Here is a 14,394-nt window from a genome sequence, read left to right as displayed (position 1 = left end):
TTCAGGCCTCGAACGGCGCCAGTGGGGCGAGCACGCCGTAGCGTTCCTGCAGTGGCTGGCCCGGCAGCGCTGGCAGTTCAATTGCGGACGGCGGCACGCAGCTCTCGGGCAGCCGGTCGAGCAGGTCGCGGATCAGCGTCAGCCGCCCGCGCCGCTGGTCGTTGAAGTCGACCAGGGTCCACGGCGCATGCGCGGTATGCGTGACCGCCAGCATCTCCTCGCGCGCCCGGGTGTAGTCGGCGTAGCGCGTGCGCGCGGCCAGGTCGACCGGCGACAGCTTCCAGCGCTTGAGCGGATCGTCCAGCCGCTCCTGGAAACGCTCTTCCTGCCGCGCCTGGTCGCAGCACAGCCAGTACTTGAACAGCAGGATGCCATCGTCGACCAACTGCTTTTCGAACACCGGCGCCTGCGCGAGGAACGCCTGCACCTGCGCCTCGCTCGCGTAGCCCATCACCTTCTCCACGCCGGCGCGGTTGTACCAGCTGCGGTCGAACAGCACGATCTCGCCGGCCGCCGGCAGGTGCGGCACGTAGCGCTGGAAATACCACTGCGCGGATTCGCGCTCGGTGGGCTTGGGCAACGCGGCGATCCGGCACTGGCGCGGGTTCAGGCGCTCGGCGATGGCGCCGATCGTGCCGCCCTTGCCCGCGGTGTCGCGGCCCTCAAGCACCACCACCAGCCGCTGCCCGCTGTACTGCACCCATCGCGCCATCGCCACCAGCACGTGCTGCATCGGTTCGAGCGCGGCCTCGTAGGGTTTGCGTTTGAGCGGTTCGGGGCCGGCGTCCGGCCCGCTCACGTGGTCTCCGCCAGCCGCGGCCTCAGCGTGGCCAGGTTGCAGGGCCGGGTGCGCGCATCGAGCTGGCTGCGGATGATCTTTCCCCAGGCCGTGCGGCAGGCCGAGGTCGAGCCGGGCAGGGCGAACAGGAAGGTCGAGTTGGCCAGGCCAGCGAACGCGCGTGACTGCAGCGAGGAGGTGCCGATCTCCTCGAACGAGATCGCGCGGAACAGCTCGCCGAATCCGGGCATTTGCTTGTCCAGCAGCGGCAGCAGCGCCTCGGGCGTGGAATCACGGCCGGTGAAGCCGGTGCCGCCGGTGACCAGGATGCCGTCCACGGCCGGGTCGGCGATCCACTTCGACACCAGCGCACGCATCGCGTAGCGATCGTCCGGCAGCAGCGCGCGCTCGTGCAGTCGGTGGCCCTCGGCCTGCAGCGAGGCGGCCAGGTATTCGCCCGACCCGTCCTCGGCCAGCGTGCGTGAATCGGACACCGTCAGCACGCACAGCGCGAGCGGGATCCTGTCGTTGATGGCGGTCATGGCGAAAGCCTACCGCAAGCGCGGGCGTGCCGGATCACGCGGCCGGCGCGCCATCGGCCAGGCGTAGCGCCAGTGCCGCGAAGTCGCGCGCGAATCCAGCCATGTCGAACACACCCGACACCCGGCGGGCGCGGGCCAGCCGCTCGCGCAGCGCGGCGCGTTCGTCGGCGTTGTGCGCCAGGCGCACGGCAGTTGCGATGAAGGCCTCGTTGCTGGCGACGTTCATCGCGTCGAGGCCGAGGTGGTGGTTGAGGCTGCCGGCCACGCGCGAGGCAAAGGTCGCGCCGGGCCGCGTCAGCACCGGGCACCCGGCCCACAGTGCGTCGGAGGCCGTGGTGTGCGCGTTGTAGGGATTGGTGTCGAGGAACAGGTCGGCCAGCTGCAGCCGCGCCAGGTAGGCCTCGTGCGGTTGCTTGGCCATGAACACCAGGCGCGCCGGATCCAGCCCCTGTGCCATCGCCGCTTCGCGCAGGCGTTGATCGGCGCGGCCCGGGCCCGACAGCAGCCACAGCACGCTGTCCGGCGCTCCCCGCAAAACCGAGAGCAGCCGCGCGAAGCTGGCGGGATTGAGCTTGTAGCTGTTGTTGAAGCAGCACAGCACGGTTGTCCCATCCGGCAACCCGCACTGGCTGCGCGCCGGCGGCGCCGGCAGCGCACGGGTCGTGTCGGAAGGCTGGAAGCAGCGCGGCAGCCAGGCCACGCGCTCGGAGAAGTGCGGCACCAGCGCTTCGGGCAGCACGAAGCGGTCGGCGATGACATGGTCGAGCCAGGGCGCGCCGCTGGTGCCGGGGTAGGCAAGCCAGCCGACCTGCACCTTGGCCGGCCGCAGTGCCAGCACCTCGGGGCGGCCGCCGCCGCCCCAGCCGCGCAGGTCGAACAGCACGTCGATGCCGGCCGCCCGGATACGCGCCGCCGCTTCCACGTGGCGCAGGTTTGCCACGTCGTGCCAGTGCGCCGACGCGCGCAGTCGCTTTGCAATCGGGCTGCCGTCGTCGCGCGCCAACGCGAACAGGTGCGTCTCGATGCCGGGTTGGGTGCGCAGGGCCTCGAGGAAGGCGACCGTCAGCAGGCCCGTGGGATGCGCGCCGAAGCCGTTGGACATGAAGCCCAGTCGCAGCGGTCCGGCCGCGCGTGGCGGCGGTGGTGGCAACGGCCGGACCGCTGCGGCGATCGCACTGGCGCGCAGGCGCGCGCATTGCAGCTGTTCGGCGGCGCTGGTGTCCTCGCTCAGGAAGGCGAAAGGCTCGACCGCCGCGCGCCCGGCGGCGACGGCGGCGCGCACCTGCGCCGACAGCGCATCGAGTCCGCGCCAGTCGCACAGCCGGCGTCGCCAGGCCAGCAGATAGGCGGCGATCTCCGGCGATGCGGGGGCCAGCGCATGGGCGTGGGCATAGGTGTCGTTGGCGCCTTCCGCGTCGCCCGCATCCTCGAGTATGTGCGCCAGCCACACTGCGATGCCCGGATGCGCGGGCGCATTGCGCGCGGCCGCGCGCAGGCTGGCTACGGCGTCCTGGATGCGGCCGAGCATCCACTGTGCACGCCCCAGTCGCGCCAGCGCCTCAGGGTGACCGGGGGCCAGCTGCAGCGCGCGCTGTGCGGCATCGATGCAGGCCTGCGCTGCGCCGGCCTCGATCTCGGCATCGGCAAGCAGGATCCAGGCGAAGGCGTTGCGCGGGTCGCGCTGCACCGCCTCGCGGGCCTGGGCGCGCGGGTCGCGCCCGCCGGGAAAGGACCCGACGCCGCCCTGGTCGTTCATCGACCGGCGATCCCGGTGTCGCCGGCCGGAGAGGTCAGGTGAACGACAGCGAATACCACTGCGTCGCATCCTCCTGCCAGCCGGCGGCGCGGTAGGTGGCGCGGGCGGCGGCGTTGTCTTGCGTGGTTTCCAGCTGGATCCCCGTGGCGCCGTCCTCGCGCGCGAACGCGGCCGCGGCATCCAGCAGGCTGCGTGCGACGCCCTGCCGCCGCGTGGCCGGCAGCACGAACAGGTCGTTGAGGATCCAGATGCGCGCCATCCGCAGCGACGAGAACATCGGATAGAGCTGGGCGAAGCCGACGGGCACGCCGTCGCGGCGCGCCAGCAACACCCTGGATTCGCCGAAGCGCAGGCGGTTGCGCAGCCAGTCACGCGCGGCGGCGACATCGGGGGGCTGGTCGTAGAACTGGCGATACGCGTCGAACAGGACCGCGAGCGCGTCGAGGTCGGCAGGCTGCGCGTGGGTGACGGTGGTGCTCATCGGTCAGGTTCCCTGGGTCAGCCGCGCAAGTTCATCGGCCTGGTGCTCGCGCGAGAGGCGGTCGACCAGGGCGTCGACGTTGCCTTCCAGCACGTTCGGCAGGTCGTACAGGGTCAGGCCTTCGACGCGGTGGTCGGTGATCCGGCCCTGCGGGTAGTTGTAGGTGCGGATGCGCTGGCTGCGGTCGCCGCTGCCGACCTGCAGCTTGCGGTTGGCGGCGGTGGCGGCGGCGCGGCGCTCGGCCTCGGCGTCGGCCAGGGTGGCGCGCAGGCGCTTCATCGCCTTGTCGCGGTTGGCGTGCTGGCTGCGCTCGGTCTGCGATTCGACCACCACGCCGCTGGGCAGGTGGGTGATGCGGATCGCCGAGTCGGTCTTGTTGACGTGCTGGCCGCCGGCGCCGGAGGAGCGGAACGTATCCACACGCAGGTCGGCCGGGTTGATCTCGATGGGCTCGCCGTCCTCTTCCACCGGGATGATCGCCACGGTCGCGGCCGAGGTGTGGATGCGGCCCTGCGATTCGGTTTCCGGCACGCGCTGCACGCGGTGGGCGCCCGATTCGAACTTGAGCCTGGCGTAGGCGCCTTCGCCGTCGACGCGCGCGATCACCTCGCGGAAGCCGCCGTGCTCGCCCGGGCTGGCCGATTCGACCTCCACCCGCCAGCCCTGACGCTCGGCGTAACGGGTGTACATGCGCAGCAGGTCGCCGGCGAAGATCGCCGCTTCGTCGCCACCGGTGCCGGCACGGATCTCCAGGTACAGGCCGCCATCGTCGCGCGCGTCGCGCGGCACCAGCAGCGCCATCAGCGTGTCGTCGAGCGCGACCAGGCGCGCCTGCGCAGCGGTGATCTCTTCTTCGGCCAGATCGCGCAGTTCGGCATCGACGCGCATGGCCTCGGCTGCGGCCAGGTCGGCGCGTGCGCGGCCCTCGTCGGCCAGGGCGGCCGCGAGCGGCGCAAGCTGCGAGAACTCGCGCGACAGCGCCCGAAAGCGGGTCTGGTCGCCGGCCACCCCGGGATCCGAGAGCAGGCGTTCCAGTTCGTCGCGGCGTTCGGCCAGCGCTTCGAGCTTACGGCGCAGGGTCGGCAGCATCGTCGTCGCGCGGGACAGGCGGCAGCAGGGGTTCGAAGGCGCGCAGCAGGTCGAGGTTGCCGCGTGCGGCGGCGTCGCGCATCGCCGCGGTGGGTACGTGCAGCAGGCGATTGGTCAGCGTGTGGGCGAGCTGGTCGATCACGGCGCCGGGATCCTGGCCGGCGGCGATCTGCTGGCGCGCGCGGGCGACCAGTTCGACCCTTGCGGCCTCGCCATGCGCGCGCAGGCGCTTGAGCGGCTCGTTGCGTGCGCCCAGCGCCAGCGCCTGGGCATAGCGCCCGACCTGCAGGTCGACGATGGTCTCGGCTTGTTGGGCGGCGTCGCCGCGGCTGCGGCGGTTCTGCTCGACCACGCGGTCGAGGTCGTCGACGGTGTAGAGGAAGGCGTCCTCGAGCTCGGCAACGTCAGGCTCGATGTCGCGCGGCACCGCCAGGTCCATCAGCAGCATCGGCCGCCGCTTGCGCAGCGACAGCGCCTGCGCGACCTGCGGACGGGTGAGGATCGGCGACTGGCTGGCGGTGGCCGAGAACACCACGTCGGCCAGGAACAGGTGGCGTTCGAGTTCATCCAGCGGCAGCGCGACCGCGCCATGGCGTTCGGCCAGCTCCTGGGCGTGGCGATAGGTGCGGTTGGCGATCAGCAGCCGCTTCACCCGTGCCTGGGTGAGGTGGCGCGCGGTCAGTTCGATGGTCTCGCCGGCACCGATCAGCAGCACCACCGAATCGTCCGGCCGGGCGAAGGACTCCTGCGCGAGGCGCACGGCGAGCGAGGCGACCGACACCGGGCTGGAGCCGATGCGGGTTTCGGTGCGCGCGCGCTTGGCGGTGACAAAGGCGTGCTGGAACAGGCGGTCGAGCTCGCCGCCGATTGCGCTGGACGCGCGCGCCATCGACCAGGCCTGCTTCACCTGCCCGAGGATCTGCGGCTCACCCAGCACCATCGAATCCAGGCCGCAGGCGACGCGGAACAGGTGTCGCGCGGCTTCGTCGCCCGAACGCCGGTACAGGTAGGCATGCAGGGCCTGCCCCGGATCCGCGTCGTCGTCGCCTTCCCGCGGATGCGAGCCCAGCCAGTTGGCGAGCACCTGATCGTCGTCCGCCGACGCGTACAGCTCGGTGCGGTTGCAGGTCGACAGCAGCGCCACTTCGCGCACTCCCGGCAACGCGCGCAGTTCGGCGAGCGCGGCGGGAACCGCGCTGTCGGCGAAGGCGACGCGTTCGCGCAGGGCGACCGGTGCGGTCTGGTGGTTGATGCCGAGGGCGTACAGGGTCATTGCGTGTTGGCTGGCGGTCCGTCCGGCGTTTGCCGTTCAGGCGCTTGCGATAAGCTTCCGGGTCGTCAGGACATCATTTTAAGGCCCGGCCGACGTCGATGCCCGCTTTTCCGAAATTCGCCCGCCGGATCACCCTGTTCTGCCTGCTTCTGGCGCTGCCGCTGGCGCCCGCCAGCGCGGTTGACGCCCCGCTGCGCGAGGACGTGCTCGGCGCGACCATGGCCGGCGAATTCGCGCTGCAGGCCGGGCGCCTGGACGAGGCCGCAGCCTGGTACCTGGACGCCGCCCGCGCCGCCGGCGAGGGCGAAGCGGGGCTGGCCGAGCGCGCCACGCGCATTGCCCTGCTGGGCAAGGACGACCGGCTTGGCGCCCGCGCGCTGGCGCTGTGGAGCGAACGCGCGCCCGGTTCGCTGGCGATGCGCGCCGCCGAGGCGACCCTGGCCTTGCGCCAGGGGCGCGAGCGCGCGGCCTTGCGCAAGCTGCGCGCGCTGATCGCCGATCCCGATCCGGCCGGCTGGCGCCATGCGCTGTTGGTGATCGCCACCGGGCCGCGCGATCCCGAGGTCTCCGGACGGATCATGCGACGCCTGTTCGCCGCCGGCGCCGTGCCGGACCAACTGCAGGCCTGGCTGGCGTTCGGTGACCTGGCGCAGCGGCTGGAGCAGGGCGAACTGGCCCGCGACGTGGTCGAGCGCATCGTCGAGCGCTTCCCCGGCGAGCCGCGCATCGCCCTGCTGCGGGCGTCCCTGCTGCGCGAGTCCGGCGATCTGGACGGTGCGCGTGATGCGCTGGCCGGGGCTCGCGACGCGATGGCCATCGTGCCCGAGCTGCGCCTGGCGATGGCGGCCGAATACGATGCCCTCGGCGATCCCGCGGCCGCCGAACAGGTGCTGGCCCAGGGCCCGCAGGACCGCCGCAGCTACGCGCTGCGCGCCTCGCTGCTGGCGCGTGCGGACGACAAGGAGACGCTCGCGGCGCTGTACGACGAGCTGCGCCGTGATGCCGCCAATCCCGACCCGCAGCAGCGCCTGCTGCTTGGCCAGGTGGCCGAATTCCTGGATCGCGATGCCGAAGCTCTGGACTGGTACGACAGCGTGCCCGGCGGCGAGCCGCGGCTGCAGGCGCGGCTGCGCGCGGCCAACGTGCTGCACGAACTGGAGCGTCGGGACGAGGCCTTCGCCGCGCTCCGGCGCCTGCAGGTGGACGCCGCGATCGACGAGAACGCGCGCCGCGCGGCCTACCTGCTCGAAGGCGAGCTGCACGCCAAGGACCAGGACTTCGAGGCCGAGAACGAGACCTACGCACGCGGCCTGGGCGACTGGCCGGACGAACCCTCGCTGCTCTACGCCCGCGCGCTGATGTGGGAGCGCCGCGACGACATCGGCCGTGCCGAGGCCGACCTGCGCCGGATCCTGGTGGCCGAACCGGAAAACGTCGCCGCACTCAACGCGCTGGGCTACACCCTGGCCGACCGCACCGATCGCTACGCCGAGGCGCTGGAGCTGATCGACCGCGCCCGCGTGGCCGAGCCGGGCAACGCCGCGATCGTCGACAGCTACGGCTGGGTGCTCTACCGGCTGGGGCGTCTGGACGAGGCGCTGGTCGAGCTGCGCCGTGCCTACAGCCTGCAGAAGGATGCCGAAATCGCCGCCCACATCGCCGAGGTGCTGTGGAAGCTCGGCCGCCGCGACGAGGCGCGACGCTACTTCGACGACGCGCGCCGGCTCGATCCGGACAACCGCTCGCTGCAGCGCGCGCTGGAGAACACCGGGGCATGACCCATTTGCGCATCCACGCCGCGGCCGTGATCGCGGCGCTGTTGCTCTCGGCCTGCGCCTCGCAGCCGCTGCGCACGCCGGTGCCGGTCGATCCGCAGCAGGCACGGCAGTCCGCTGCCCACCGCGCCGCGATCGCCGACTGGAACCTGTCGGGTCGGGTCGCGATTTCCGGTGGCCGCCAGGGCGGCAGTGGCCGCATCGACTGGACCCAGCGCGGTGACCGCTACGACATCACCCTGTCCGCGCCGGTGACGCGCCAGGGCTGGCGCCTCAGCGGGGACGCGGCCTCGGCCCTGCTCGAGGGCATCGAGGGCGGACCCCGCGAAAGCGCGGATGTCGAGGACCTGCTGCGCGCCGCCACCGGCTGGGAGGTCCCGGTCCGGGCGATGGTCGACTGGGCCCGCGCCGTGGTCGCGCCCGAGGCCGCATACGGACCGGCGCAGGTCAGCCACGGCGCCGGCAACCTGCCTGCGCTGATCGGGCAGGCCGGATGGCAGGTCGAATACCGGGACTGGTACGAGGCCGGCCCCGGCCAGCCGGCGTTGCCGCGGCGGATCGAAGCGACGCGCGACGATGCGCGGGTGCGGCTGATCGTCGACAGCTGGACCTTGGTGCCGGGCGCAGTCCCGCCTCCCGGGGATGCCGGCACGGATTCCCCGGACCAGGCGCTTGCGCGGACGCTGCAGACCCTGCGTCTGGACGATGCCGGCGCCGACATGCGCGAGCGGGCCGCCGCCGGCGACCTGCGTCCGGTGGCGGTCTGCGGCTTTGCCTGCCTCGCGCCCGGCTTCGGGCCCGAAGGCGCGGCGGTCGCGCAGGGCGTGGAGATGCGCATCATCGACGGCAGCGGCGATGCCATCATCGGCGACCGGCACATGGCGCTGAAGCTGCAGGCCCAGGCCTATGCAGAGACCTACAACCGCGCACTCGCGGCCTGGTTGCGGGCGCGTGCGGACGCTGGCGACGCCGCGTCGGCGGACTGAGGGCATGCTCTCGCGTTCCGAGGGCGATGGCTGGTCGTCCTGGCCGGCGCCGGCCAAGCTGAACCTGTTCCTGCACATTCCCCGGCGCCGGGCCGATGGCTATCACGAGCTGCAGACCGTGTTCCGGATCCTCGACTGGGGCGACACGGTCCGCCTGCGGCCTCGCGCCGACGGCGTGATACGCCGTGTCGGCATCTCCGTGAGTGGGGTCGCGGAAGCCGACGATTTGGGCATTCTGGCTGCCAACTTGCTCCAAAAATCCGGCAAGATCGCGCAAGGTGTCGATATCTGCATCGAAAAGCGCATTCCCGCCGGCGCCGGGTTCGGCGGGGGATCGTCGGACGCCGCCACCGTCCTGCGTGCGCTGAACCAGCTCTGGGATGTGGGTTTCGATACCGATGAGCTCGCTGCCCTGGGGCTGACACTCGGTGCCGACGTGCCGGTGTTTGTCCGTGGCCATCACGCCTGGGCCGAAGGGGTGGGCGAACTGCTGACCCCGGTCCAGCTGCCGCCGGCCTGGTACGTGCTGGTCGATCCGGGCGTGCACGTGAACACGGCTGTCCTGTTCCAAGCGCCTGAATTGACGCGAAATGCTGCACCCGCGACAATATCGGACTTCGTTTCGGGAGCTGGGCTCGGCAATGCGTTCGAGCCGGTGCTGCGCCGCCGCGAACCCGCCGTCGAGGCGGCGTTCGTTGCGCTGGCGCGGATCGGCACGCCGCGGTTGACCGGCTCGGGCAGCGGCTGTTTCGTCGAGTTCGCCACGCGCGAATCCGCCGAAGCCGCGCTCGCCGCGTTGCCATCGGGCCTTCGTGCCTGGGTGGCGGCCGGCGTTGTGCGTTCGCCGCTGCTGGATGCGCTGGAAGCAAGAACACAATAGGGGCGTCGCCAAGCGGTTAAGGCACCAGGTTTTGATCCTGGCATGCGTAGGTTCGAATCCTTCCGCCCCTGCCATATGCCATCGAGGAGTGATCAGGCTGGTTGGTCGAAACGCGGGAGCGGCACGCTCCGCTTTTCCATCGCCGCCGTGATTGCGAATCATGGAACCACCGCAAGGTCAGAGCGAAGCGGAGTAGTCGAGATGAGAGAGGATCGGAACCTGTTGATCTTCTCGGGCAACGCGAACAGACCGCTGGCGCAGTCGGTGTGTCGCGAGCTCGGGGTGCGGCAGGGCAGGGCGCAGGTTTCGACGTTCTCCGACGGCGAGGCGCAGGTCGAGATCGAGGAGAACGTGCGGCGGCAGGACGTGTTCGTCATCCAGCCGACCTCCGCACCCTCGGCCGAGCACCTGATGGAGCTGCTGGCGCTGATCGACGCGCTCAAGCGCGCCTCGGCCTCCTCGGTGACCGCGGTGGTGCCGTACTTCGGCTATGCGCGGCAGGACCGGCGCATGCGCTCCTCGCGCGTGCCGATCACCGCCAAGCTGGTGGCAAAGATGTTCACCGCCGCCGGCGCCGACGGCGTGCTGACGGTCGACCTGCACGCCGACCAGATCCAGGGCTTCTTCGATATCCCGGTCGACAACGTCTACGCCTCGCCGCTGCTGCTGGCCGATATCTGGCGCGCGCACGGCACCGACAACATGGTGGTGGTCTCACCCGACGTCGGCGGCGTGGTCCGCGCCCGCGCGCTGGCCAAGCGCCTGGACGACGCGGACCTCGCGATCATCGACAAGCGCCGCCCGAAGGCCAATGTCGCCACGGTGATGAACATCATCGGCGACGTCGCCGGCAAGACCTGCGTGCTGGTCGACGACATCGTCGACACCGCCGGCACCCTGTGTGCCGCAGCCGGCGCGCTCAAGTCCAGCGGTGCCGAGAAGGTCGTCGCCTACTGCACCCATCCGGTGCTCTCGGGCGCGGCGATCGACAACATCACCCGTTCGCAGCTGGACGAACTGGTGGTGACCGATACCATCCCGTTGGCTGAAGCGGCCCGCGCCTGTGGCCGCATCCGCCAGCTCAGCGTCGCCGAGATGCTGGCCGAGACGATCCGCCGGATCGCCTTCGGAGAATCCGTCAGTTCGCTCTACCTGGACTGACACTGCCGCTCACCTGGTCGCGGGTGAGCGTTTCCAACCGCCGCGAGGCGGTAATCCTACGTAAACAAGAGAAGCAAACATGGCAACGACACATCAAATGAAGGTCGAGCGCCGCGCAGACGAAGGTAAGGGTGCGAGCCGCCGCCTTCGCCACGCGGGCAAGATCCCGGCCATCGTCTACGGTGGCGACAACGATCCGGTCAGCATCCAGCTCGACCACGAGCCGGTGTGGCTGGCCAGCCAGAACGACTGGTTCTATTCGTCGATCCTCGACCTGAGCCTGGGCGGCGACATCCAGCGGGTGCTGCTGCGCGACATCCAGCGCCACCCGTACAAGCAGCTGATCATGCACCTGGACTTCCAGCGCGTGAACGAGAAGGAACTGCTGCGTACCTCGGTGCCGCTGCACTTCACCAACGAGGACACCTCGCCCGCCGGCAAGTCCGCCGACGTGGTGGTGACCCACGAGCTGAAGGAAGTCGCGGTCGAGTGCCTGCCGTCCGCCCTGCCCGAGATGATCGAAGTCGACCTGTCGGAGCTGAAGCTCGGCGACATCATCTACCTGTCCGACCTCAAGCTGCCCGAAGGCGTGGAAATCCCGCAGCTCAAGGTTGGCAAGGACCATGACGACGCCGTCGTGATCGCCAAGCTTGGCCGCGAGGAGCCGGCTGAAGAAGAGGGCGAAGACGGTGAAGGCGGCGACGTGCCTGCCACCAAGGCCGGCGACGACAAGTGACCTTCGCGTAGCGAAGGTCATCCCGAGCCGCAGGCGAGGGATCCCGTCCAGGATCGGCGCAGCGCGTTGCGCGCCCGCCGGTCCTGCAGTCGGGTCCTGCCTTGCGGCCCGGATACGTCACGATGGAAGGATTGCGACTCATCGTCGGCCTCGGCAACCCGGGGCCGGAACATGCGCGGACCCGGCACAACGCCGGGTTCCGCTTCGTCGACGCGCTCGCCGAGCGGGCGGGTGCGCGGTTTGGCCTGGAGGCCAGGCTGTTCGGTGAGGCGGCGAAGATCGATATTGACGGGCGCCCGGTCTGGCTGCTGCGGCCGGCGACCTTCATGAACCTCAGCGGCAAATCGGTGACCGCGGCGCTGCGCTACTGGAAGATCGAGCCCGAACAGGCGCTGCTGGCGCACGACGAGCTGGACCTGCCGCCCGGCGTGGCCCGGCTCAAGTTCGACGGTGGCCATGGCGGCCAGAACGGCCTGCGCGACACCATGAAGCTGCTTGGCCACGGACGTTTCCACCGCCTGCGCGTCGGTATCGGCCACCCTGGCCACAAGGACCGCGTGGTGTCCTGGGTACTGGGCCGGCCTGGAAGCGGCGACGACATCATGATCAACCGCGCCGTCGACGACGCCATCGACGTGCTGCCGCTGGCGGTCCAGGGCGACTTCAACGAGGCGATGAAGCGGCTGCACACGGTGGCGCCGCAGTGAGTGGCTCGCGTGCTCGCTGTCAGCCGCGCCTGTGGCGCGGGTAGCCGTCAGACGCTCTCGGTCACACCCTTACCCCCTGACAGACGGTGCAACCGCCGACTGACTCAACCCCTTACAGGCGGCGCAACCGCCGACTGACGGATCAAAACATGGGCATCCAATGTGGCATCGTCGGCCTGCCGAACGTGGGCAAGTCGACCCTTTTCAATGCGCTGACCAAGGCGGGCATCGCCGCGGCCAATTTCCCCTTCTGCACGATCGAACCGAACCTGGGCGTGGTGCCGGTGCCGGACCCGCGGCTGGGCGCGCTGGCGGAAATCGTCAAGCCAGAGAGGGTGGTGCCGACGGCGGTGGAGTTCGTCGACATCGCCGGACTGGTCGCCGGCGCTGCCAGCGGCGAGGGCCTGGGCAACAAGTTCCTGGCGCACATCCGCGAGGTCGATGCGATCGCACACGTGGTGCGCTGCTTCGAGAATCCCGACGTCATCCACGTCAACAATCGGGTCGACCCGCTCGCCGACATCGACACCATCGACACCGAGCTGGCGCTGGCCGACCTGGAGTCGGTGGACAAGTCGATCGCGCGCTACGAGCGCGTGGCCAAGAGCGGCGACAAGGACGCCAAGGCCCGCATCGAGATCCTGCAGAAGCTGCGCACCGCGCTCGATGACGGCAAGCCGGCGCGCTCGGTGTCGCTGGACGACGAGGAGCGGGTGCTGGTGCGCGAGTTGTTCCTGCTGACCATGAAGCCGGTGTTGTACATCGCCAACGTGCTCGAGGACGGTTTCGAGGGCAATCCGCACCTGGACGCGGTGCGCGCACGCGCGGCCGGGGAGGGCGCCGAGGTGGTGCCGGTTTCGGCCGCGATCGAGGAGGAGCTCAGCCAGCTCGAGGACGCCGACCGCGACGAGATGCTGTCCAGCTATGGCCTGGAGGAGCCGGGATTGAACCGGGTGATCCGCGCGGCCTACCGGCTGCTCGGCCTGCAGACGTACTTCACCGCTGGCGTGAAGGAGGTCCGCGCATGGACGGTGAAGGCGGGCGCCACCGCGCCCCAGGCCGCCGCAGTGATCCATACCGATTTCGAGAAGGGCTTCATCCGCGCAGAAACCATGGCTTACGACGATTTCATCCGCTACCGCGGCGAGTCGGGCGCGCGGGACGCCGGTCGACTGCGCCTGGAGGGCAAGGAATACCGGGTCCAGGAGGGCGATATCCTGCATTTCCGGTTCAACGTCTGAGTCCTGGCCCGGGTGCCGAGCGGGTGGGCGTCGGGTACCGTGGCGGGCGATTCCGATACCCGCTTCCGGAATGCGTTGACATGCCCGTCCCCGACCTCCAAAATAACGGGCTGTTTCACCGGCTCTTCGATGACCGGAGGGATACCCAAGCGGCCAACGGGGGCAGACTGTAAATCTGCTGGCTTACGCCTTCGGTGGTTCGAATCCACCTCCCTCCACCAGTCATCAATCGGTAAAATCCAGGCAACCGCGCGGCGCGGGAGTAGTTCAATGGTAGAACCTCAGCCTTCCAAGCTGATGGTGCGGGTTCGATCCCCGTCTCCCGCTCCATTGCACCTTGCGACACGCAAACCAGTTCCAGCGCTCACGTAGCTCAGTCGGTAGAGCACCTCCTTGGTAAGGAGGAGGTCGAAGGTTCGATTCCTTTCGTGAGCACCATTCAGGCGGGTCTTCCCGCAAGCGTCCGGCTCCCCCCAGCCGGGACGTCCACCACCAGCAGTCACAACCGTCAGCGAGAGTCACAGTCATGGCAAAGGGTAAGTTCGAGCGCACCAAGCCCCACGTGAACGTGGGCACGATTGGTCACGTGGACCACGGCAAGACGACGCTGACGGCGGCGCTGACGAAGATCGGTGCGGAGCGTTTCGGCGGCGAGTTCCGCGCCTACGACCAGATCGACATGGCGCCGGAAGAGAAGGCGCGCGGCATCACGATCTCGACCTCGCACGTCGAGTACGAGAGCGCGAACCGCCACTACGCGCACGTCGACTGCCCCGGGCACGCCGACTACGTGAAGAACATGATCACCGGTGCGGCGCAGATGGACGGCGCGATCCTGGTGTGCTCGGCCGCTGACGGCCCGATGCCGCAGACGCGCGAGCACATCCTGCTGGCGCGTCAGGTGGGCGTGCCGTACATCGTGGTCTACCTGAACAAGGCGGACATGGTGGACGACGCCGAGCTGCTGGAGCTGGTGGAGATGGAAGTGC

General features: G+C 70.0%; 14 protein-coding genes and 4 tRNA genes. 12 read left to right on the top strand and 6 right to left on the bottom strand.

Going from position 1 to position 14,394, the window contains the following annotated elements; translation table 11 throughout:
- Nucleotide 1 precedes the first annotated feature (1 nt).
- From ppk2 to hemA, 6 genes are read right to left on the bottom strand one after another with little or no spacing between them, the layout of a single operon-like run.
- Complete coding sequence (ppk2, locus tag ACW5EG_RS10445; protein WP_457019554.1) at nucleotides 2–799, bottom strand: polyphosphate kinase 2; 798 nt, start codon at nucleotides 797–799, stop codon at nucleotides 2–4.
- Complete coding sequence (moaB, locus tag ACW5EG_RS10440; protein ID WP_457019556.1) at nucleotides 796–1,320, bottom strand: molybdenum cofactor biosynthesis protein B; 525 nt, start codon at nucleotides 1,318–1,320, stop codon at nucleotides 796–798. The genes ppk2 and moaB overlap by 4 nt, the downstream gene beginning before the upstream one ends.
- Before the next feature lie 34 nt (nucleotides 1,321–1,354).
- Nucleotides 1,355–3,076 carry an O-linked N-acetylglucosamine transferase, SPINDLY family protein gene (locus tag ACW5EG_RS10435; RefSeq protein WP_457019557.1) on the bottom strand — a complete coding sequence of 574 codons (1,722 nt, stop codon included), beginning with the start codon at nucleotides 3,074–3,076 and terminating at the stop codon, nucleotides 1,355–1,357.
- Between the two features lie 34 nt (nucleotides 3,077–3,110).
- Nucleotides 3,111–3,557 (bottom strand): N-acetyltransferase family protein, encoded by a 447-nt coding sequence (locus tag ACW5EG_RS10430; RefSeq protein ID WP_457021432.1) that lies wholly within the window; start codon nucleotides 3,555–3,557, stop codon nucleotides 3,111–3,113.
- Nucleotides 3,558–3,560: 3 nt separating this feature from the next.
- Complete coding sequence (gene prfA / locus ACW5EG_RS10425; protein ID WP_457021431.1) at nucleotides 3,561–4,646, bottom strand: peptide chain release factor 1; 1,086 nt, start codon at nucleotides 4,644–4,646, stop codon at nucleotides 3,561–3,563.
- A complete protein-coding gene (gene hemA / locus ACW5EG_RS10420) occupies nucleotides 4,624–5,919 on the bottom strand; it encodes a glutamyl-tRNA reductase (RefSeq protein ID WP_457021430.1) in 1,296 nt (431 codons plus the stop codon). Before hemA ends, prfA begins: the two co-directional genes overlap by 23 nt.
- Before the next feature lie 98 nt (nucleotides 5,920–6,017).
- Between hemA and ACW5EG_RS10415 the strand changes: the two genes are divergently transcribed.
- From ACW5EG_RS10415 to ACW5EG_RS10360, 12 genes are all read left to right on the top strand, one after another.
- Nucleotides 6,018–7,697, top strand: coding sequence for a tetratricopeptide repeat protein (locus ACW5EG_RS10415; RefSeq protein ID WP_457021429.1), 1,680 nt, complete (start codon nucleotides 6,018–6,020; stop codon nucleotides 7,695–7,697).
- Nucleotides 7,694–8,680, top strand: a complete 987-nt coding sequence (lolB, locus tag ACW5EG_RS10410; protein ID WP_457021428.1) for a lipoprotein insertase outer membrane protein LolB — start codon at nucleotides 7,694–7,696, stop codon at nucleotides 8,678–8,680. The genes ACW5EG_RS10415 and lolB overlap by 4 nt, the downstream gene beginning before the upstream one ends.
- Nucleotides 8,681–8,684: 4 nt before the next feature.
- Nucleotides 8,685–9,560, top strand: a complete 876-nt coding sequence (gene ispE, locus ACW5EG_RS10405; protein ID WP_457021427.1) for a 4-(cytidine 5'-diphospho)-2-C-methyl-D-erythritol kinase — start codon at nucleotides 8,685–8,687, stop codon at nucleotides 9,558–9,560.
- A tRNA-Gln gene (locus tag ACW5EG_RS10400) sits at nucleotides 9,559–9,634 on the top strand. The genes ispE and ACW5EG_RS10400 overlap by 2 nt, the downstream gene beginning before the upstream one ends.
- Before the next feature lie 127 nt (nucleotides 9,635–9,761).
- Nucleotides 9,762–10,721: a ribose-phosphate diphosphokinase gene (locus ACW5EG_RS10395; protein ID WP_457019564.1), complete on the top strand. Its 960-nt coding sequence runs from the start codon at nucleotides 9,762–9,764 to the stop codon at nucleotides 10,719–10,721.
- A gap of 79 nt (nucleotides 10,722–10,800) precedes the next feature.
- Nucleotides 10,801–11,457, top strand: coding sequence for a 50S ribosomal protein L25/general stress protein Ctc (locus tag ACW5EG_RS10390; RefSeq protein WP_457019565.1), 657 nt, complete (start codon nucleotides 10,801–10,803; stop codon nucleotides 11,455–11,457).
- A gap of 122 nt (nucleotides 11,458–11,579) precedes the next feature.
- On the top strand, nucleotides 11,580–12,164 hold the full coding sequence (pth, locus tag ACW5EG_RS10385) for an aminoacyl-tRNA hydrolase (RefSeq protein ID WP_457019566.1): 585 nt from the start codon (nucleotides 11,580–11,582) through the stop codon (nucleotides 12,162–12,164).
- Between the two features lie 149 nt (nucleotides 12,165–12,313).
- On the top strand, nucleotides 12,314–13,405 hold the full coding sequence (gene ychF, locus ACW5EG_RS10380; RefSeq protein WP_457019568.1) for a redox-regulated ATPase YchF: 1,092 nt from the start codon (nucleotides 12,314–12,316) through the stop codon (nucleotides 13,403–13,405).
- A gap of 135 nt (nucleotides 13,406–13,540) precedes the next feature.
- A tRNA-Tyr gene (locus ACW5EG_RS10375) sits at nucleotides 13,541–13,626 on the top strand.
- Nucleotides 13,627–13,661: 35 nt separating this feature from the next.
- Nucleotides 13,662–13,735, top strand: a tRNA-Gly gene (locus ACW5EG_RS10370).
- Between the two features lie 32 nt (nucleotides 13,736–13,767).
- Nucleotides 13,768–13,843: transfer RNA gene (locus ACW5EG_RS10365), tRNA-Thr, on the top strand.
- Nucleotides 13,844–13,931: 88 nt separating this feature from the next.
- On the top strand, nucleotides 13,932–14,394 hold a 463-nt coding region (locus ACW5EG_RS10360), incomplete at its 3' end, for a GTP-binding protein (protein WP_457021426.1).

The organism is Luteimonas sp. A611 (genome assembly GCF_054072715.1).
The sequence above is the reverse complement of the archived record's forward strand: the minus strand, read 5'-3'. Positions and strand labels throughout refer to the sequence as shown.

Excerpts from the sequence above, each read along its gene's own strand:
- ACW5EG_RS10395 (WP_457019564.1), top strand. The coding sequence starts at position 9,762 with ATGAGAGAGGATCGGAACCTGTTGATCTTCTCGGGCAACGCGAACAGA.
- ACW5EG_RS10430 (WP_457021432.1), bottom strand. The coding sequence starts at position 3,557 with ATGAGCACCACCGTCACCCACGCGCAGCCTGCCGACCTCGACGCGCTC.
- ACW5EG_RS10435 (WP_457019557.1), bottom strand. The coding sequence starts at position 3,076 with ATGAACGACCAGGGCGGCGTCGGGTCCTTTCCCGGCGGGCGCGACCCG.
- moaB (WP_457019556.1), bottom strand. The coding sequence starts at position 1,320 with ATGACCGCCATCAACGACAGGATCCCGCTCGCGCTGTGCGTGCTGACG.
- ACW5EG_RS10415 (WP_457021429.1), top strand. The coding sequence starts at position 6,018 with ATGCCCGCTTTTCCGAAATTCGCCCGCCGGATCACCCTGTTCTGCCTG.
- ispE (WP_457021427.1), top strand. The coding sequence starts at position 8,685 with ATGCTCTCGCGTTCCGAGGGCGATGGCTGGTCGTCCTGGCCGGCGCCG.
- prfA (WP_457021431.1), bottom strand. The coding sequence starts at position 4,646 with ATGCTGCCGACCCTGCGCCGTAAGCTCGAAGCGCTGGCCGAACGCCGC.
- pth (WP_457019566.1), top strand. The coding sequence starts at position 11,580 with ATGGAAGGATTGCGACTCATCGTCGGCCTCGGCAACCCGGGGCCGGAA.
- ACW5EG_RS10390 (WP_457019565.1), top strand. The coding sequence starts at position 10,801 with ATGGCAACGACACATCAAATGAAGGTCGAGCGCCGCGCAGACGAAGGT.
- lolB (WP_457021428.1), top strand. The coding sequence starts at position 7,694 with ATGACCCATTTGCGCATCCACGCCGCGGCCGTGATCGCGGCGCTGTTG.
- ychF (WP_457019568.1), top strand. The coding sequence starts at position 12,314 with ATGGGCATCCAATGTGGCATCGTCGGCCTGCCGAACGTGGGCAAGTCG.
- hemA (WP_457021430.1), bottom strand. The coding sequence starts at position 5,919 with ATGACCCTGTACGCCCTCGGCATCAACCACCAGACCGCACCGGTCGCC.